Below are 17,850 nucleotides of genomic sequence, written 5' to 3' on the forward strand. Positions count from 1 at the left end.
TAAATTAGTGGAATGAAACATAGAACGATACGATTATTTTTTAATTATCTGATTAAGGGAACATTGGTGGTGGTGCCGCTGGCGGGCGCGTTGTTTCTGATTGTGTGGGTGGTGGTGAGCATCGATTCGGCACTTAACCTGAGCAGCTGGTTGTGGGAAGACGAAAGCGGGGCGCCGCTTTATGTGCCGGGGTTGGGTATCCTTACCGTGCTGATTTTGTTGGTTGCTGTGGGAATGGTTTTCACGAATGTGGTTACTGAACCGATATACAACTGGTTCAATAACGTGCTCAGCCGGATTCCGTTGTTCAGCACCTTGTATTCTTCCATTAAGGATTTTACGGAGGCCTTCGTTGGCGATGCCAAAAAGTTCAACGAACCGGTGGTTGTGGAGGTTAATGAAACGGGATTGAAGAAAATTGGTTTTTTAACGCAGCGGGACTTGACTAAGATTGGTTTGGATGGTGAAGTTATAGTTTACTTTCCTTATTCTTATTCTTTTGCTGGTCAAGTGGTTGTGGTTAAATCGGAACGGGTGAAGCCACTGAATATGAGCGCCACGGATGCCATGAAGCTCGTGGTATCCGGGGGGGTGAGCGGACTGGAATAGGGGCACTTCCAGCCTTCGGTTATGACAGTACTTCCTTCAGTATGCGGTATGACTTCAGCCGCGCTCCTTGGTCGTAGATATTGCTCGTGGTCATCAGCTCGTCGATGCCGGTCTCCCCGATGAACCGGGAAAGCTGGGCCGCCAACGTTTCATGGTTTCCGATGAAGGTGCAGGCGGTCATCTGCTTAACGGCGGCTTCCACCTCGGGCGACCAATAGGGCTCCATGGACGGTACAGGGGGCGCCAGCGGCTGCCGCGTATTGGTCACAATACCCAGAAACATGCGGTACATGCTGGTGGCCAGTATATGGGCTTCTTCATCTGTGTCGGCAGCAATGACGTTCACACAGGCCAGCACATAGGGCTTTTCGAGCCAGGCCGAAGGCTTGAAATGCTGGCGGTAAAGGGCTATCGCTGCCCGGAACTGGGCCGGTGCAAAATGCGCGGCAAACGCATAGGGCAGTCCCATCTCCGCAGCGAGGTATGCACTGTCTGTGCTCGAACCCAGTATCCAGATGGGGATGTCGAGCCCTTCGCCGGGAAATGCCCTTACACGCCCTCCGGCATTGTCGTCGCTGAAATACAGCTGCAATTCACGGATATCCGACGGGAAATTATATGCGGTGTTCAGGTTGTTGCGCCGCAACGCCATGGCGGTCAACTGGTCGGTGCCCGGTGCGCGGCCCAGCCCCAGGTCAATGCGTCCGGGATATAGCGTTTCCAGCGTACCGAACTGTTCGGCAACGGCCAGCGGAGCATGGTTGGGTAGCATCACTCCGCCGGAACCGACACGGATATGACTGGTTTTTCCGGCCACATGGCCGATGAGGACCGTAGGGGCTGAACTGGCAACATATTCCATGTTGTGGTGTTCGGCAAGCCAGATACGGGTATACCCCAATTGTTCAATATGCTGCGCTACTTCCACCGTACGGGCAATGGCGGTGGCGGCGTCACCTCCTTGGATGACGATGGAAAGGTCGAGTGCAGAGAGCTTCACTTGCTTAGTCATAACCGCAAATTACTGCATTACGGTATGGAAGGGCAAGCTTCCTTCAGCATTTTGATGCAAAGATGACCAACAGGCTATCGTTCATGCCCTTGCAGAAAAACAGGTAGGCATCACCGCTCTCCTGTATCCGGTGCTTTTTGCGCAGTTCTTCCGGCTTCAGGGGGAAATTACGCGTGCTGACATTTCCGCGGACTGTTTTTTTATCCCGCTTAAAATCTGCGTAATATTGTATGTTATCTACATAAAATCTTCTGCCCATGAACTGGGGTATGGCTTCCGCTGAAGTATAAAGATGGGTGTGCTGATGGAGCTTTTTCAGCCCATAGCGCTGGGCGGTAAGCTTGAATGCTCCCGCTTTGAGCAGCGCGGCATCCGGTTCGTAGAGGTAACGTTCCGGCAGCCCGAATTGGGGTACGGCGGCTTTTTCTTCGGCCAGGTGGAAAGGGAAGATGTGCGGTTGAACGCCATCGGCCATTGCTGCGACAATGCGCGGCGCAGGTGCGGGAGTCCGCTCGGCCACCAGCAACAATTCCTTGCACTCATTGCCGGTGCTGACGACGTGGACTTCACTGATGTTCGGCAAGGCTTCGAGTGCCATGGAGATGTCGAGCAATGGTGCTGCTTTGATGATTACCTTTTCGGCTTTTTCCAAAAGCTGTGCCTGGTATTTCACCACGTTGGGTTCGCAATCTTCCAGCCGGAACACCTTGCGCTGCTGCACGCGCCGCGACGGGTCGATATACACGCAATCAAACGTGTCGGCGGGTTGATCCAGCAGGTAGGCCAGGCCGTCGGTAGCTACGAACGTGATGTTGTCTGCGGCCAGCGCAGCCGCATTATGCTGGGCAATCTGTGAGAGCACTTGCTGTTTTTCGCAATGCACCACAGACGTTGCATGCCTGGAAAAAAAATAGGCATCGGCGCCGAAGCCGCCGGTGAGGTCGGCCATCCGACTTCCATGCGGTATCAGGCTGGCTTTGTATGCCGCGGTGATATGTGACGACGCTTGTTCGATGGATAATTTGCCCGGATAATAAATGCACGGGGTTTCATACCAAAGGGGCAATTTCAGGCGGCACCGCTGCCTGCCGTCCAGTTGCTGGGCCAGCTCCGCTGCCGACACCCCGGGAAAAGGGCTCCGGCGCAGTGCCATGTCAGCTGGCACGGTCTGCTCCTGTTCACGGAGGTAGTGCTGTACCTCCATCGTAAGGATTCGAGGGTTCATGGCCGTCATTCGATCTTTCCGTTTTCGTACAGTTGCCAGACAGGCGAAGACTCCCGTAACCGCTCCACGGCAGCGCTGATCTGGGCGGTGCAGGTGCGGATATCGTCGTCCGTGTTGAACCGGCCAAGGCTGAAACGCAGGGAAGCGTGTGCATCGGCATCGGTTAATCCCATGGCTTTCAGCACGTGCGAAGGGTCGCGCGTGCCGCTTACGCAGGCAGAACCGGAGGCAAGCGCAATGCCGGGCGCACCGGCCATGATTTGGTCGGCCTTCAGGTGCCGGAACGTGATGTTGCTCACATGCGGCAGACGCGGCGCTTGTCGCCCGTTTATGAACGTGGCCGGAAGCTGGGTCAGCGCAGCTTCCAGTTCATCGCGCAGCTGGGCCAGCCGGTGGCCCGTGGCCAGCATGTCGTGCGCCGCAAGTTCCGCCGCTTTACCCAGGCCCACGATGCCCGGCACGTTCAGGGTGCCTGCGCGGTAGCGGTTTTCTTGTCCGCCTCCGTGAAATAGGGCCCCTGTCTGTATACGTTTGTTTTTCCGCCGGATGTACAATGCGCCCGCGCCTTTAGGCCCGTACAGTTTATGTGCGCTCACGCAGAGCAGATCGATGCCAACGGCCGGGGCGTTCAAGGGAACCTTGCCTATGCCCTGTGTGGCGTCGCAGAAGAACAGGACGTCGTGCTTGGCCGCAATGGCCGCGATCGCTTCCACGGGATGGATGACCCCCGTTTCGTTATTGGCATGCATCAATGCCACCAGCACTGTGTCCGGCCGGATGGCTTCTTCCAGCAGGCGCAGGTCCAGACGGCCCTGCCCGTCTACGGGCAGGTAGGTAACCTCCGCGCCCTTTTTGGCTAAGTACGCCAGTGTATCAAGCACGGCTTTATGTTCCGTAAGGCAGGTGATGAAGTGTTTCCCCTTGGTCTGGTAGTGCTCAAACACCCCTTTAATAGCCATGTTGATGGCTTCAGTGGCGCCTGAAGTAAATACGATTTCCTTTGGGGTGGCGCCGATGAGTGCGGCAACCTGTTCCCTGGCGATGTCCACCGCTGCTGCCGCCGCGCGGCCGGCGCGGTGTGTCAAGCTGGATGCGTTGCCGAAAAGGCTGGTCATATAGGGCATCATCGCCTCCAGCACCTGCGCATCAAGCGGCGTGGTCGCATTGTTGTCCAGGTAAATAAGCCCATCCATGTTGCGAATTTACGGTTTTTAGCGGACAAACGGTCGTACCATGCTGCACTGTGCTGCTCCCGGTTTTTTGAATTTGGCAATTTTTGTTGCTATTTTGCCAGACGCTGCCGGCCTGTAGCCGCAGCCGGTGAAGAACCAAAGGTAAACCAAGGAATGTGTTTATGAGCTATTCAGCAGCTATTGAAGGGATAAGTAAGTCGAGACAGGCCGATGCGGAGGCATATGACGCCATCTTTCTTAAATATTACGAGATGTTGTGCGTAAATGCTTACTTTTACCTGAAAGATGCCGAGGAAGCACGGGAGCTCGTCCAGGACTTCTTTGTGGAGCTTTTTGAGAAAAAGCGTTATGCAGACTTGGAAGGCGACATTAAGGGATACCTGTACCAATCGGTTAAAAACAGGTGCCTGAACCGGCTGCGTAAAATGGAAAATGATAAAAAGCGGCTTGAACAACTTAAACTTGAGGCGATGTATGCGCAACGATCCGGCGAAAGAGCGCAAACGGAAGGGGTTTACAATCGGCTGCACGAGGCTTTTGGCCAGTTATCCATGCAGCGCAAAGAAGCGCTTACGTTAGTGTATGTGCAGGATAAAAGGTACCAGGAAGCCGCGGAAAAAATGGGTATCAGCGTCAATTCGCTGAAAACGCACCTGAAACTGGGACTGAAGAAACTGCGCCAGACCCTCACTAATTACAGAAAAATTTAACCCGAATCTCCGGAAGGTGTGTATTACCAGTATATGGAATCCAATTACGGTCAAATCAGGCAATGGTATATCGAGAAGCTGTCAGGGGTTATATCAGCGGCCGACAATGAGCGGTTGGAGCAGTGGCTCGCCACAGACAGCGAAGCCCGGCAGGTTTGGCAATCGATGGAAGAAGACCGGAAACGGCTGGATCCCGAGGGTTTTCTTGCCGGTATAGCACCGGAAGAGGAACTCCGCAAAGTCAAACAGCGGCTGAAGGGAAAGCGAACCGGGCGGATTCAGCGGATCGGGCGTTATGCAGCGGCTGCAGCCCTGCTGTTGGTGGCGATGTCCGTATGGTACACGCTAAGAGACGACGGAGGTGTTCAGCTTGCAAACGGGCCAGTGGTGTTCCCCGTCGCCGCAACAGCCAATCCGCATGTACAATTGATTTCCAGTAATGGTCAGTCGCTCAACCTGGATACCGCTGCATCTCCCACAACCATCGAACTGCAGGGCATGTCTGTTCGTACAGCGGCTGAAGAACTGCAGGTGGTTCATTCCGAAGAAGTGGTGATGAACACGCTCGTGGTGCCGATGAAAGCCACTTATCGGATTGTTCTTCCCGATGGTTCAAAGGTCTGGCTTAACGCCATGTCCAAACTGCACTTCCCATCCCGTTTCACAGAAGGTACCCGCGAGGTGTCGCTGGAGGGCGAAGGCTATTTCGAAATTGCCGCTGACAAGGAGAAGCCGTTCATCGTCCATGCCGGACGGAACCAGATACACGTGCTCGGCACCCGGTTTAATGTAAACAGCTATCAGCCGGAGCGCGTTGAAACGGCCCTGGTTGAAGGGAGCGTCGTGCTCGTTGGCGGAGGCCAGCGTTTGCCATTGCAACCGGGGTATGCTGCGACCTACAATGGTAAGGGATTCGAAAAGACCGAGTTTGACGAGACCGCAATACTGGCCTGGAAGGAGGGGATCTATTATTTCCGCAATGCTTCATTGGATGATCTGGCACTGGTCATCAACCGCTGGTACGGATTGTCTGTTTCTTTGGAAGACGCATCGCTCGTCAGACACCGGATTACCGGACTTATGGAACGGGGTGATATCACCTATTTCTTGGCGGATTTGAAGGCCTCAACCGGTATCGCTCACCGGATTGCTGGTGACGTCCTGTACCTCCACTGAATAAAATTAAATTTTCCTTCACCCGTTTTTACGGACCGTGTGTAGTATAGGTAACCCGGGGCATCATATGCCCATGTGAATTATAAACTATATTAACAGATGGACAACCTTACATTTAAGTTTATCGGAAAACGGATTTTCGTGCTGCCATTGCTGTTCTCCCTTTTCATTGGGATGGCGCGGGCAGGTAACGATTGGCAGGAACTCACAGCAAGATCTGTGAGTATGAGCGGAAAAAACGTATCACTGGCGGATGCTTTTGGCATGATACGGAAACAGACCGGCTTGACGGTTTTTTACGGCAACCAGGTGCTGGACGACCGTGAACGCGTCAGTTTCGATTTTAAGAACCGTCCTTTAACCGAGGTGCTGAATACCTTGCTGAAAGGCCGGGATATCCGGTATGAGCTGCGGCGCAACCGTGTCATCGTGCTGGAACGTGCCGCTTCGCCGGCTGTTGTGCAGGCATCTGCGCCAGTACAGCAGACCGTCAATGGCCGGGTAACGGACCGCAGGGGCGCGGTTTCGGAGGTCACGGTAACGGTAAAAGGAACCAACAACTCCGTGTCCACGGATGCTGATGGGCGCTTCAGCATCGATGCTTCGGCGGGCGACGTTCTGGTATTCCGCCGCTTGGGGTATACCGCGCAGGAAGTCGCGGTAGGCAACAATCCTACCATTAATGTAACACTTGCAGAAAGTGTGGAAGACATCGATGAGGTGGTGGTTATTGGTTACGGTACCGTGCGCAAACGTGATCTTACCGGCTCCGTTGCGCAGGTTAAAGCCAAAGACGTAAATGCATTCCCTAATGCAAACGTCATCCAATCCCTTTCGGGGCGTGCGGCAGGTGTGCAGATACGCCCCAGTTCGGGAGCGCCCGGGCCGGCCATGAGCGTGCGTATCCGTGGGGGAAACTCCTTGCAAGGGAGTAATGAACCGCTTTACGTTATCGATGGATTTCCTATTTCAGGCAATACACCCAACCCTTCGCATATCAACGTGGCTGATATCGAAAGTATCGAAATCCTGAAAGATGCTTCGGCCACGGCCATTTATGGGTCCAGGGGCGCCAACGGTGTGGTGTTAATCACCACCAAGAGAGGAAAGGCAGGAGAAACAAGAGTGGACTTCGAGACGTCTTATGGCACACAAAGTGCCATTAAAAAGCTGGACTTGATGAACGCCAGCGAATACGCCCGGTTCTATAATATACACGCGGCCAATACCAACGCCGCACCCCATTTTACGGATGAGGAGATAGCTGCCTTTGGCGAGGGGTACGATTGGCAAGACATGCTGTTTTCTACAGCACCCATGTCTACGGCTGCACTCAATATTGCTGGGGGCAACGAGAAAACGCAGTTCTCCGTGTCGGGCAGTTATTATGGGCAAGACGGAATTATAGAAGGCAGCGATTACCTCCGGTATTCACTGCGCTCACACCTGAACCACAAAATCAGCGATCGGTTCGATGTGGAGCTGACAAGCACGTTGTCACGGTTAAAAACCAGTCGGCGGGATAGTGGCGGTGGCAACCGCGGTAGTTCAATGTTTGGCGCAGCGCTGGCCATGCCGCCTACGCTTACGCCCTACGAGCCGGATGGGTCGTATACCATCCCGCTGAACCACCATTCGTTTTTGGCCGGCGAGCTGCGGAACCCCATTAATTTTATTAATGAGCAGAACAGCACCACACGTGCTAATGTTGCGTTAATCAACGCGGCTATTTCCTATCACATTACACCAGACCTGACATTGAAAATCGCTGGCGGTATTGAAAATCGCGATGACCGTACCGACAATTATACGACAACCAGGTTCTTCGGCAGTCAGGGAGCGGCATCGGTTTCTACCATACAGCATGTCAGCCTATTGAACGAAAACACCTTGAATTATAACAAGACGTTCGGCGGCAAGCATACCGTGTCGGCAGTGGCGGGATTCACTTACCAGGACTTTTTGTCGACACCGCTGTCGGCCAGCGGAACCATTTTCCTGAGTGATATTCAGGAGACCTATGATTTAGGGAGCGCCCAGGGGCAACCTAACCATCCGTCTTCAAATTATATTAAGTCTGTTTTGCTTTCTTATTTGGGTAGGGTTAATTATAACTACGACGACCGCTACCTGGCTACCATAAGTTTCCGACGAGATGGATCGTCCCGGTACAGTGACGGGCATAAGTGGGGAACATTTCCGTCGGCAGCCCTGGCGTGGCGTATCTCAAATGAGGCTTTCATGGCGGGGCAGAATGTGTTCTCAGACCTGAAACTGCGCGCCAGTTGGGGGCTCACCGGAAGCCAGGCCATAGATCCCTATACAACGCAGAACCTTCTTGTTGGCAATCGAATCATCCTGGGCAATCAATATCACAATACATTTGCTCCCGCTGCCCAGTTTCCCGGCGTCCTTTGGTGGGAATCGACTGAACAGATGGACCTTGGACTTGATATGGGCTTCCTGAGGAACAGACTGACCTTTACGGCCGACTTCTACATCAAAAATACCTCTGACTTATTGAGTCCGGTAGGGTTGCCGGCTTCCATGGGATACAGCAATACCGTAATGAACGTGGGTAAGGTGCAGAACAGGGGGGTGGAGTTCGCGCTGGAAGGCGATGTTATCCGCGGACCATTTACCTGGCACCTGAACGGCAATATTGCGTTTAACCGCAATAAGGTAGTTTCTTTGCACAACGGTGAAGATATTCTCCGTGACCAAATCGGGATGGTTATTGTGAACGATTACACCAGTATCCTCCGCGAGGGAAGGCCTGTAGGACAGTTCTGGGGCTATGTCGAAGACGGTTATAATGAAACTGGTCAAATCAAATACAAAGATGTGGACGGGAATGGCTCTATTAATGCGGCGGATAAAACGTATATCGGAGATCCGAATCCCGACTTTATTTATGGCCTTAATTCCACCATGTCATACAAGAATTTTGAGCTGAATATCTTCTTCCAGGGCATTTATGGTAACGATATCTTCAATGCCAGCTCAATAACCACCATTGATTATGCTTCGGGGGTGAATACGCTCAGGGACGTACTGTATAATCACTGGACGCCGGAAAACCCGAACGCCAAATATCCGGCTATCGGCAACACCGTCAATGCCAATATTTCCGATAGGTTTGTAGAGGATGGCTCTTACCTACGGCTTAAAAACATCAGCTTAGGCTATAATGTGCCGGTGCAATCGTTCGGTATCCGGTGGGCGAAAGCGTTGAATGTATACGTCAGCGGACAGAATTTATGGACATTGACCAATTATTCCTGGTGGGATCCGGAATCGAACTTCCGGTTGGACTATAACGGATATCCTATTGCGAAAACCGTCACCTTTGGTTTACGCGCCGGATTTTAAAAAATTATGGTTATATTGTTTGAGAAGAAGATCATGAAGAAATTAGCTATTTTAGTCATATCGGGTATCATGCTGGCCAGTTGCAGTGAATGGCTGGTGGAGAAGCCCAAGCGGATTGCTGAATCAGTTTTTTACAATACCCCATCGGAGGTCGAAACGGCTGTGAACGCCATATTGCTGCCGCTCCGGCAGGCCCGGGAAGCGCAGTTTGCCAATTATATCGCAACCCTGGAGTGCCAGTCTGACTGGATGGTTGGCCGGGGCTCATGGGAGCCGTTAAGCCAGTACCAGGGATTGAATGACGTTAACATCACCCGTGTGCAAGGATTCTGGAATGCCTTTTATGTGGGGATACGCAATGCCAATCTGGTTATTCTGAATGCACCCAACGGTACCAGCATCAGTCAGCAGGATATTGCTAAATATGTGGGGGAAGCAAAATTCCTCCGGGCGTTCCTTTACTATCAGCTTGTGCAAAACTGGGGGAGCGTACCCCTGCGCACCGAAGCGAACATGATACAGCGCGATCTGCCGAAGAGCAGCGTCGATGATATATATGATTTGATTGTTAGTGACTTGCTGGACGCAGAAACCAATTTGCCCCCTACGCCTTCGGTGAAGGGTAGGCCAACCCGATGGGCCGCCAAAACGCTGCTGGCTGATGTGTTTCTGAATCTGAACAGACCGGCAGAGGCAGCAGCGAGAGCTAATGAAGTAATCCAGCAGGGTGGGTTCAGCCTGGTGCCCGTAAGTTCAGTGGAAGATATCCAAACGAAGATCTTCGGACCTGATGATGCGGTCACCAACGCACAGAACGAGGAAATATTTGCGCTGAAGTATGCCCGGATCGATAACCAGGGGAACTATATCCTGTGGATATCGCTTCACCCAAGCATGAACCTGTATATCAATGGGGGTGGAGCTTATGCTGTACACGGTGATGCTTCTAATCCGAACTACATCAACTGGAATGACGACGATATCCGGAAAGGGATGTGGAGCCGGATAAACTATGGAAATGCACCCAATGCGCTGATTAGTTCGAAGTATGCCGACCCCCAGGCCGTGAGTCAATACGGTGCAGGTAATGATCAGCCTATCTTCCGGTACCCTGACGCATTACTGTTGTATGCTGAGGCTGCTGCCCGTGCGGAGAATACAGTCAGCGCCGCAGCTATGGAGGCTCTGAATAAGGTGCACCGGCGGGCTTACGGATATGATCCGGAAACACCCTCGCCTGTCGATCTCGATGTGGCTGACTATACGGTGGAAACGTTTATCGACCGTGTTATTCAGGAACGCGGCTATGAGTTTATCTATGAAGGTAAGCGGTGGCTGGAACTGAAAAGAACCGGAAAAGTTCATGAGTTGGTGCAGTATGGGAAAGGTAAGCCTATCGCAGAAAAACACCTGCTGTGGCCAATCCCGGCCTCGGAAATGAATTTTAACAATGCATTGGATCCAACACGGGATCAAAACCCAGGGTATTGATGAAACGTAGAACAGCTATAGCAACCTTAGGTGCCGTGTCGCTGGGCATGGCGTCGCCCCACTTGCTGAAAGGGGAAGTACGGCAGGGCCCCCGAAGGGTCAAGAAAAGTAGTGTTGAAACCGATATCCTGGTTGTGGGGGGCGGTACCGCCGGGGTTATCGCCGCCATCCAGGCCGGACGGGCCGGACGGCGGACGGTATTGGTCGAGAACGGCAGCATGCTGGGGGGAACCACCACTACCGGTGGCGTGGCGTTCCCGGGTATTTTCTTCGCCTGGGGCAAACAGGTGATTGGCGGTATCGGTTGGGAGCTGGTACAGGAAGCGGTAGCCTTGAACGATGATGTGTTGCCCAACTTCTCCATCCCGCACGGAAGGCAGCACTGGCGGCACCAAGTACGGTTGAATGGTCCGCTGTATGCGTTAGTTATTGAAGAGAAGTGCGTGGAAGCGGGCGTAGATCTCCGGTTTTATGAAACACCGGTGGAGATAGCCCGCCACCGGAATGGCTGGAAGGTGACTACCATAGGCAAAGGAACCCAGACGGACATTTATTGTAACCAGTTGATTGACTGCACAGGAAATGCCTGGGCCGTCTCGCTTGCCGGGTTCGACCTGTTGCGGGAGGCCGAAATCCAGCCGGGTACCCTGATGTTTCAGATAGGAGGGTACAGGCTGGAAGATCTGGATATGGGGTTAATCAAGCAACGGTTCCAGGAAGCGGTGCAACGGGGGGATTTGGTCCGTGGTGAATTCCTGAATGTGGTGTCGTTGCTTCGTAATGCCGGCGATAACGTCCAGCATATCGCCGGTGCGGATTCGACGACGTCCGAAACGCATACGGTAGCTAACCTCAAAGGCCGTGCGTCGCTGTTGCGTACTGTGCGTTTTCTCCGTACATTGCCGGGGTTGGAAAAATTGAAAATTTTGGATATGCAGAACGAAACAGCGGTGCGCGAGACGTACCGGATAGATAGCATTTATCGGGTCAGCCACGACGATTATGTGTCGGGCAGGGTGTTCGACGATGCGGTTTCATATTCGTATTATCCCATTGACCTTCACGATGAACATGGCGTGGTTCCCAAGCAGTTGGAGGAAGGTAAGGTGCCTACCGTGCCGTTGCGCGCGTTAATTCCGAAAGGCAGCCGCAACCTGATCGTCGCCGGACGGTGCATCGGCAGCGACCGGTTGGCCAACTCGGCCTTACGTGTTCAGGCTTCCTGCATGGGCATGGGCCAGGCCGCCGCCGCCGCTGCGGTATTGGCTAGTATGCAGGGAAAAACGCCCGCTGAGGTGGCTATTGACGACATCCGTAACCTGCTGCGGGAACATGGTGCTATTGTGCCGGAAAAGGGAGGTTAATTGTGGGGGGTGGTGATCGGTGGTCGGTGGTGGGTGTTCGGTGATCGGTGGTCGGTGGTCGGTGGTGGGTGATCGGTGGTCGGTGGTCGGTGGTGGGTGTTCGGTGATCGGTGATAGGTGGTGGGTGGTCGCGGTGCTGTTGTTGGTTGCTGTATCCGGGAGGGTTGCGGCGCAGGGATCAGATCGGCCGGTGCGGTACTTTCAGGTAGCGGCGCTTCCGCTGGAGGTGGCGAATGAACAGACGCTGCTCATCGATACGGGAGCGACAGGTGCAGGAAAGGATACGTTGTTCCAGTTGCTGTCTGCCACGGATAACCCGCTGGCCTATTACCGTAAGGTGACTACGGAGGTGTGTTTCGAGGGGAATTGCCGGCTGTTGCGGGTGCACTTGTATTGGAACGTTACAGGCAGGTACCTCGGCTTCGAGCTTCCTCCTGGGGAATTTCTCAGCAAAGCGGAGCATGAGCCCTTCAGGCCGGATGAATACCATGCGTTGAACAATATTCTTGCGGACTCCCTCTCGCCGTTGGGAAACTTCAGTTACGACGACCTGGTGCCTAAAGCGGCGATGGGCGGGTTGCTGGACGGCGTTACGGGGCCGACATCAAAAGACGTGCTCCGCCATGTCGTGAAAGGCGCGGTTTATACAACCTATACGATGTGGCATTTGGTTTATGGCAGGACCCGGGATGAGGTGATGCGCATTACGGAAGAGGCGCTCACGCCGGGCTTGGTATGCCAGCTTCTGGCCAGTCCGGATGTAAGCGACCGGCATTGGGCGCTCAGCCGTATCAGAGACAGGGTGCCCGTGACCCCCCAATTGCGCCAGGCATTGCTTGCGGTCATCAACGGAACAAGTTACAGCCTCGCCGAGCGGGCGCTGGCAGCGATTCCGTCCGATGCGCTGGGCGATGATAGCTTGCAGCAGGGCTTATTGGCGGCTTTTGTGGAGGGCGACTACAGCCTCAAGAAGCTGGTCATCGATAAGTTGATGGAAGCACCGGTATTGAACAGTCAGCTGATAGGTGGGTTCCGTACGCAGTTGGACGAGCTGAATGGTGAGCCCCTGGCGGGTGTTTTCCGCTTATTCGGCAAGTTCAATGTTACCGACCCGGATACCTTGGCTAAAATACGGAGCTTGGAGCGCAGCCCGAACCGCTACATCGCCAACTTGGCTGCGCGTTACCTCAGGGAAGTTGCGTCTTCCGCGCCCTGACGCGGCGGAGCGTACCTTTGAAATCTTTGAGCAGCAGTAACTTATCGGCCATCAGCATCGCGCTGAAGAGCCGCAGGTGCCTGAAGTTAAGGCGGATGCCGCTGCCGAGCCACATGGCCAGCTTACGGGAGAATGCGCGTGTCCTGCGGTTGTACTGGTAGGGTTGCATCATCCGTAACTGCTCAACGGCGAGGGGCGCCAATGCCAGTGCCCCGTCCGCTGCCGCGGCCTCCAGCAGTGCCACACCGGTGGCCGTACGGCCGATGACGAGGCTTTGCCCGTCGCGTTCGGCGAAATCGGGGTAGCCATCGGTGGTTTCCCACGCATCACCAGCGGCAATGTCTGCCTGTATGCCGATACCCTCGGGGCAGAGCTTGCAGCGGAAGTGCAGGTGCTGGTTGAGATTTTTCCCCCATGAGTCGTTATAACTTTGTCGATAAGTGCGTTGCCGGCTATCGATAAAGGAAAAGTAACCCGGCCATCCGTTGCCGCGGTAGGTTAAGTCCGACACCGGAGGCACGGCCCCGAGTTGGTCGACAATGGCTTGCGTGCCCCGGAAAGAAGGCATGCCCGCACAGAGGATGGCCACTGTGACCACAAACCGAGATCGGTATTGCGGATATACGGTGAGCAGGTTTTTCAGGCCAGAAATGTCGCAGGGCTTGCCGATAAAGCAGAACCGGTGCGACGTGGTTTCCAGGAGCTGCAGGATGCGGTCGAACACCAGCGCGGGGGCATACCGCGAAGAAGCACATCGCAGTATGTCGTCCCTGTTCACCGATACCCGCAGGCTGTTGCGGTGGTAATCGTCGCGCTCGCCACCCACCTGCAATACCGCGTCTACCTGTCCGGTGTCAAGAAGGTGGATGGCAAGGCCACTCACCACGCCGCCGGAAGAGCCCTTCCGGCGCGCAGCGGCGTCGGTTGCAAACCCAGCGTGCAACGACAGGATACGCCCCCATATCCGTTCGTTTTTTGCGAACCGGATGTCATTGACCACATTGAGCCCGGGGCATACGCGCAGGACAATGGATTCTTTTTCCGGTTGGCGGCGGATGACGTTGGGGTGGAAAAAGCCGTCGGCACCGATTTGCATCGATACATTTTCTTTGCCGCACAGGCTCTCGCAGAATCCGCAGCCCAGGCAAAGGCGGTTGCGATCGATCCATTCGATGGCAGAAGGCATATTCATCTTATGATTGAAGTATGTTGGATAATAAGTCCTTCAATGCAGACAAACGGGGTGCCACAATGGTTTGGTTAGCTTCCGCAATGGCAACTTTCAGTGCCTCCCGGTTATCGAATGCGGCCCGGAGGCCGCTGAACACGTCCGCTTCGCCATCGTTTACGCAATCGCCCAGCCAGGGATATCGCAGGGTGTCGGCAAACAGGCCATTGAACTTTCGGCTGTATGCCATCGGATATACAGGTACGTTGGCTGCAAATGCAGCGATACAGGCATGCATGCGGGCGCCCGTGAAAAAGTCGAGGCCACCGATGTAATTTTTTGCTTCGATGGGCGAGCTGAACCGCGGGGCCACCACCGCTCCGGGAAACTCTTCCTTCAGCGCCAGCGCTGCCGCATAGTCGTCTTCAACGGGCTGTTGTTCGGGAATAACGTGCGACACCAGGTGCACTTGCACGTTTTCCATTGCACAGAGAAAAGTCAGCGTTTTCCGTATAAGGCTTTTATAGTCGGTCTGCATGGCAAACTGGTTATTGCGGGTATATCCGCCGTTCCAGAGCAACCCTGACACATTAACGCCCACATGGATACGGTCGCCGTCAAACCGCAACGAACTGAACGGTAGATAGAAGGCTACATCAATGCTTTCCGCGAGCTTGTGGTGCGGCAGGTGGCCGGCCGTGTAATCATAGCTTTGCCTGTCGCGGCTGATAATCAGATCGGCATACGTCATGGCCTGCAAAGCCGACCGTTCGTTTTCCGGATTGCGGAATGGGCCGATGGTTTGCGGCAGCAGGACCAGCTTTTTCACCCGTTTGCCGAAGTAGACTTTGCTGTTCCGGATCTTCCGGAACCGTACATCGCCGTAGATATCGGTAAAGCTGTCGCCCTCCGCGATATCAAATGCGTAGTCAATGGCGCGGATATCGTTCAGTCCGTATTTGTGGGGGGCCAGCAACAGTTTGAGGCGCCATTTCCAGTCGCGGAAGTCGAGGCCGGGAATGTTCCGGAAGGGGATGGAAGCGTCCCCCACCGTCAATTCGTCCATTCCTGTACGCTCGCTGCCAAAGAAAGAAAACGCTGCCCGCACGCCGTGTGCCCTGGCTACATCGTGCAGCAGGGCCAGCGAAGCGTAGGCAAGTGCCGCAACACCGAGGTTCTTGTTGTACGGGTTGGCCCAGATTATCCCGATTTGTTTGCTATCGTTTCGGTTCATCGCGGGAGCATGCGCATGAATAGTGCCAAACTTGGCGCGAACAATTCTGGCGGTCCGGTTGTTATACCGACGGTTACATTAAATATTTCACGATAAATATCTTTACGATGAAGTTTACCAGAAAAGCAAACGCCGAATGGAAAGGCACCGGAAAGGACGGCCACGGCACGCTGAGCACCCAGAGCGGCGTGTTGAGCAGCACCCAATACTCCTACAAAACCCGTTTTGAAGATGGTGTGGGCACCAATCCCGAAGAGCTGGTCGCCGCTGCCCATTCGGGCTGTTTTACCATGCAACTGAGTTTCCTGCTTTCAGAAAAGGGATACGAGCCGGAAAGCCTGGATACAGAAGCAAAGGTGACGTTTGAAGACGGCAGCGTCACGCTGATAGAACTTTACCTTACCGGCAAGGTGGCCGGTATTTCGGAACCGGAGTTTACGGAAATCGCGGCCAAAGCCAAAGACATCTGCCCGATATCGAAACTGCTGGATACGACCATTGAGCTGACGGCCAAGTTGGCCTGACATGGCCCGGCGGGGCGGACGAAAAAAATACCAGCGGCATTTTGCAAATGCAGGCTGCCGCGTTATATTTGCATCGGTAAATTTACCGATGCCGACGTAGCTCAGCTGGTAGAGCAACGCATTCGTAATGCGTAGGTCGCAGGTTCGAATCCCGTCGTCGGCTCATAAGGGGGATAAACCACCCACGTAAACACTTTTGCTGTACTGTTTCCGGTTAGCGCGGTGCGCAAACAGGTACGCGTGGAACGGCGTGGTCCGTAACTGCGGCGGCAGATCCACAGCGATATATCCATCGGCCCGGACGCACACATCGGTGTTGCGCCCCGCAACGCCGGCTTCGGGACTATAGACCACCAGCACCACCTCGTCGTGGGCAAGTGCCATCCGACTGTTGCCGCCGGAGAAGTAGACTTCCAGTTTTTCCCGGCTGTGCACCACATCGGAAAGCTGCAGCGCGGGCAACATGCCCATGCTGATGGTTACCCGCTCCGGTATCACGTGCTGATCGGGATACTCGCCCTCCAGGGCGTCTTCCATCAATTTCTTCAGCGCCTGCCCGAATGCCTTTTTCTTGCTGCCTTGGCCATGGCGCAGCCAGCTTTCGGCAATGACGGGCCGGAGGGGATTCAGGAAAGCCATGGCCAGGCGCATGCGTTGTTGCACGGCCAGCTTGCCGTAGGGCTGTGCTTTTTTCTTGGGTTTGTTAACGTCGTAGAAAAATTCCATGGTTATTGGTCTTCGGGCGTAGGCGGATCAGACAGCGGAATGTATACGGTATTCGAAACCCTTGTTCGCCGATTATCGGCAAAGAACAGCCATAGGTGGACTTCCCGGCCTGCATCATCTCCATCAAACGGGATATATGCTGAACCGTCTTGCCGGACTACCGGACCGCGGGTTGAATAAAATATATCTTGTTCGGGGCTGTATGCGAAAAGGAAGGCAATGTCATCGGGCGCACCGCCCATGCCGTAGGTTTTGGGATGCCAGGTTACTTGTATGCCGTCGTTTTTCCGCCATGCACGTTCGTCGCCGGCGGTATACAGCGATCCGTGACTGAACTTCAACGCGGGATAGTTAAGGCTCACCTTGCCGTCATCGAGGAGGAAAGCGTGGTCAAAATTGAAGTGACAGGCCGCGTTTACACCCGTAGCCCTGCCGGTATACTGCCGGAACCCGGTTTCCAGGTACGGTCTGATGTTACGCAGAAATTGATTTAACAGCGTGAGCTTCTGGTGCTGTAGCGCTTGTTGAGGCGTGGGAGGTCGCTTGTTGCGCCTGGCGCGCGGCAGGCTTTTCATGTAGTTTATGCTTCGCCATTTGCTGCCCACCACGTGGCCCACCCGCCCTCGGAAAGGTCCGTTTATGCCATTTTCGAAAGTTCCCATAGTTTGGCTTTATCCATTGTTTTTACGCTGTCCGTCCGCCTTCTGCTATAAGTCCCTAATCTATTCATAGCAAAAATAAGAATAATCTGATATATTTAGCTATGATTAACTAAAAAATAGCCTATTTTCATCGTATTTAATACGATTAAAATACGATGAATTTACGAT

15 protein-coding genes and 1 tRNA gene are annotated in these 17,850 nt (G+C 54.1%); 9 read left to right on the forward strand and 7 right to left on the reverse strand.

Annotated elements, in window-relative coordinates; translation table 11 throughout:
- Positions 1 to 12: 12 nt before the first annotated feature.
- Positions 13 to 609, forward strand: a complete 597-nt coding sequence (locus BM030_RS16280) for a DUF502 domain-containing protein (RefSeq protein WP_090974669.1) — start codon at positions 13 to 15, stop codon at positions 607 to 609.
- A 19-nt stretch (positions 610 to 628) separates the two neighbouring features.
- On the opposite strand, the gene BM030_RS16285 is transcribed toward BM030_RS16280, so the two are convergent.
- The 3 genes from BM030_RS16285 to BM030_RS16295 are packed head-to-tail and all read right to left on the reverse strand — an operon-like array spanning position 629 to position 4,039.
- The gene (locus BM030_RS16285; RefSeq protein WP_090974670.1) at positions 629 to 1,621 is read right to left on the reverse strand and encodes an LLM class flavin-dependent oxidoreductase; all 993 of its coding nucleotides are present in this window, start codon (positions 1,619 to 1,621) and stop codon (positions 629 to 631) included.
- A gap of 43 nt (positions 1,622 to 1,664) precedes the next feature.
- Positions 1,665 to 2,846 carry a THUMP-like domain-containing protein gene (locus BM030_RS16290; RefSeq protein ID WP_170845783.1) on the reverse strand — a complete coding sequence of 394 codons (1,182 nt, stop codon included), beginning with the start codon at positions 2,844 to 2,846 and terminating at the stop codon, positions 1,665 to 1,667.
- A 5-nt stretch (positions 2,847 to 2,851) separates the two neighbouring features.
- Entirely contained in the window at positions 2,852 to 4,039 is a 1,188-nt protein-coding gene (locus BM030_RS16295; protein WP_090974672.1) for a cysteine desulfurase family protein, read from the reverse strand.
- Between the two features lie 161 nt (positions 4,040 to 4,200).
- Here BM030_RS16295 and BM030_RS16300 point away from each other — a divergent pair, with 161 nt between their 5' ends.
- The 6 genes from BM030_RS16300 to BM030_RS16325 all read left to right on the forward strand — a co-directional run bounded on the left by BM030_RS16300 (position 4,201) and on the right by BM030_RS16325 (position 13,368).
- Positions 4,201 to 4,749: an RNA polymerase sigma factor gene (locus BM030_RS16300; RefSeq protein WP_090974673.1), complete on the forward strand. Its 549-nt coding sequence runs from the start codon at positions 4,201 to 4,203 to the stop codon at positions 4,747 to 4,749.
- A gap of 33 nt (positions 4,750 to 4,782) precedes the next feature.
- Entirely contained in the window at positions 4,783 to 5,925 is a 1,143-nt protein-coding gene (locus BM030_RS16305; RefSeq protein WP_090974674.1) for a FecR domain-containing protein, read from the forward strand.
- 99 nt (positions 5,926 to 6,024) lie between these two features.
- Complete coding sequence (locus BM030_RS16310; RefSeq protein ID WP_244519009.1) at positions 6,025 to 9,297, forward strand: TonB-dependent receptor; 3,273 nt, start codon at positions 6,025 to 6,027, stop codon at positions 9,295 to 9,297.
- 6 nt (positions 9,298 to 9,303) lie between these two features.
- Positions 9,304 to 10,788, forward strand: coding sequence for a RagB/SusD family nutrient uptake outer membrane protein (locus BM030_RS16315; protein WP_211657640.1), 1,485 nt, complete (start codon positions 9,304 to 9,306; stop codon positions 10,786 to 10,788).
- Positions 10,788 to 12,152 (forward strand): FAD-dependent oxidoreductase, encoded by a 1,365-nt coding sequence (locus BM030_RS16320; protein ID WP_090974675.1) that lies wholly within the window; start codon positions 10,788 to 10,790, stop codon positions 12,150 to 12,152. The genes BM030_RS16315 and BM030_RS16320 overlap by 1 nt, the downstream gene beginning before the upstream one ends.
- Positions 12,153 to 12,171: 19 nt before the next feature.
- Complete coding sequence (locus BM030_RS16325; RefSeq protein ID WP_139215927.1) at positions 12,172 to 13,368, forward strand: hypothetical protein; 1,197 nt, start codon at positions 12,172 to 12,174, stop codon at positions 13,366 to 13,368.
- On the opposite strand, the gene BM030_RS16330 is transcribed toward BM030_RS16325, so the two are convergent.
- On the reverse strand, positions 13,340 to 14,560 hold the full coding sequence (locus tag BM030_RS16330) for a Coenzyme F420 hydrogenase/dehydrogenase, beta subunit C-terminal domain (protein WP_090974676.1): 1,221 nt from the start codon (positions 14,558 to 14,560) through the stop codon (positions 13,340 to 13,342). The two genes, BM030_RS16325 and BM030_RS16330, sit on opposite strands and share 29 nt — an antisense overlap.
- A gap of 1 nt (position 14,561) precedes the next feature.
- On the reverse strand, positions 14,562 to 15,770 hold the full coding sequence (locus BM030_RS16335; protein ID WP_090974677.1) for a polysaccharide pyruvyl transferase family protein: 1,209 nt from the start codon (positions 15,768 to 15,770) through the stop codon (positions 14,562 to 14,564).
- 107 nt (positions 15,771 to 15,877) lie between these two features.
- Here BM030_RS16335 and BM030_RS16340 point away from each other — a divergent pair, with 107 nt between their 5' ends.
- Entirely contained in the window at positions 15,878 to 16,294 is a 417-nt protein-coding gene (locus tag BM030_RS16340; protein WP_090974678.1) for an OsmC family protein, read from the forward strand.
- A gap of 90 nt (positions 16,295 to 16,384) precedes the next feature.
- Positions 16,385 to 16,457: transfer RNA gene (locus BM030_RS16345), tRNA-Thr, on the forward strand.
- Here BM030_RS16345 and BM030_RS16350 read toward each other — a convergent pair.
- Together BM030_RS16350 and BM030_RS16355 are read right to left on the reverse strand one after the other, a co-directional pair.
- Complete coding sequence (locus BM030_RS16350) at positions 16,457 to 17,020, reverse strand: DUF6266 family protein (RefSeq protein WP_090974679.1); 564 nt, start codon at positions 17,018 to 17,020, stop codon at positions 16,457 to 16,459. The genes BM030_RS16345 and BM030_RS16350 overlap by 1 nt on opposite strands.
- Before the next feature lie 2 nt (positions 17,021 to 17,022).
- Positions 17,023 to 17,682: a DUF6266 family protein gene (locus tag BM030_RS16355; RefSeq protein ID WP_090974680.1), complete on the reverse strand. Its 660-nt coding sequence runs from the start codon at positions 17,680 to 17,682 to the stop codon at positions 17,023 to 17,025.
- Between the last annotated feature and the right edge of the window lie 168 nt (positions 17,683 to 17,850).

This window comes from Parapedobacter composti (assembly GCF_900112315.1).
Taxonomy (GTDB): Bacteria; Bacteroidota; Bacteroidia; order Sphingobacteriales; family Sphingobacteriaceae; genus Parapedobacter; species Parapedobacter composti.

Coding starts and splice junctions, on each gene's coding strand:
- BM030_RS16280 (WP_090974669.1), top strand. CDS start 13: ATGAAACATAGAACGATACGATTATTTTTTAATTATCTGATTAAGGGA.
- BM030_RS16285 (WP_090974670.1), bottom strand. CDS start 1,621: ATGACTAAGCAAGTGAAGCTCTCTGCACTCGACCTTTCCATCGTCATC.
- BM030_RS16290 (WP_170845783.1), bottom strand. CDS start 2,846: ATGAACCCTCGAATCCTTACGATGGAGGTACAGCACTACCTCCGTGAA.
- BM030_RS16295 (WP_090974672.1), bottom strand. CDS start 4,039: ATGGATGGGCTTATTTACCTGGACAACAATGCGACCACGCCGCTTGAT.
- BM030_RS16300 (WP_090974673.1), top strand. CDS start 4,201: ATGAGCTATTCAGCAGCTATTGAAGGGATAAGTAAGTCGAGACAGGCC.
- BM030_RS16305 (WP_090974674.1), top strand. CDS start 4,783: ATGGAATCCAATTACGGTCAAATCAGGCAATGGTATATCGAGAAGCTG.
- BM030_RS16310 (WP_244519009.1), top strand. CDS start 6,025: ATGGACAACCTTACATTTAAGTTTATCGGAAAACGGATTTTCGTGCTG.
- BM030_RS16315 (WP_211657640.1), top strand. CDS start 9,304: ATGGTTATATTGTTTGAGAAGAAGATCATGAAGAAATTAGCTATTTTA.
- BM030_RS16320 (WP_090974675.1), top strand. CDS start 10,788: ATGAAACGTAGAACAGCTATAGCAACCTTAGGTGCCGTGTCGCTGGGC.
- BM030_RS16330 (WP_090974676.1), bottom strand. CDS start 14,560: ATGAATATGCCTTCTGCCATCGAATGGATCGATCGCAACCGCCTTTGC.
- BM030_RS16335 (WP_090974677.1), bottom strand. CDS start 15,770: ATGAACCGAAACGATAGCAAACAAATCGGGATAATCTGGGCCAACCCG.
- BM030_RS16340 (WP_090974678.1), top strand. CDS start 15,878: ATGAAGTTTACCAGAAAAGCAAACGCCGAATGGAAAGGCACCGGAAAG.
- BM030_RS16350 (WP_090974679.1), bottom strand. CDS start 17,020: ATGGAATTTTTCTACGACGTTAACAAACCCAAGAAAAAAGCACAGCCC.
- BM030_RS16355 (WP_090974680.1), bottom strand. CDS start 17,682: ATGGGAACTTTCGAAAATGGCATAAACGGACCTTTCCGAGGGCGGGTG.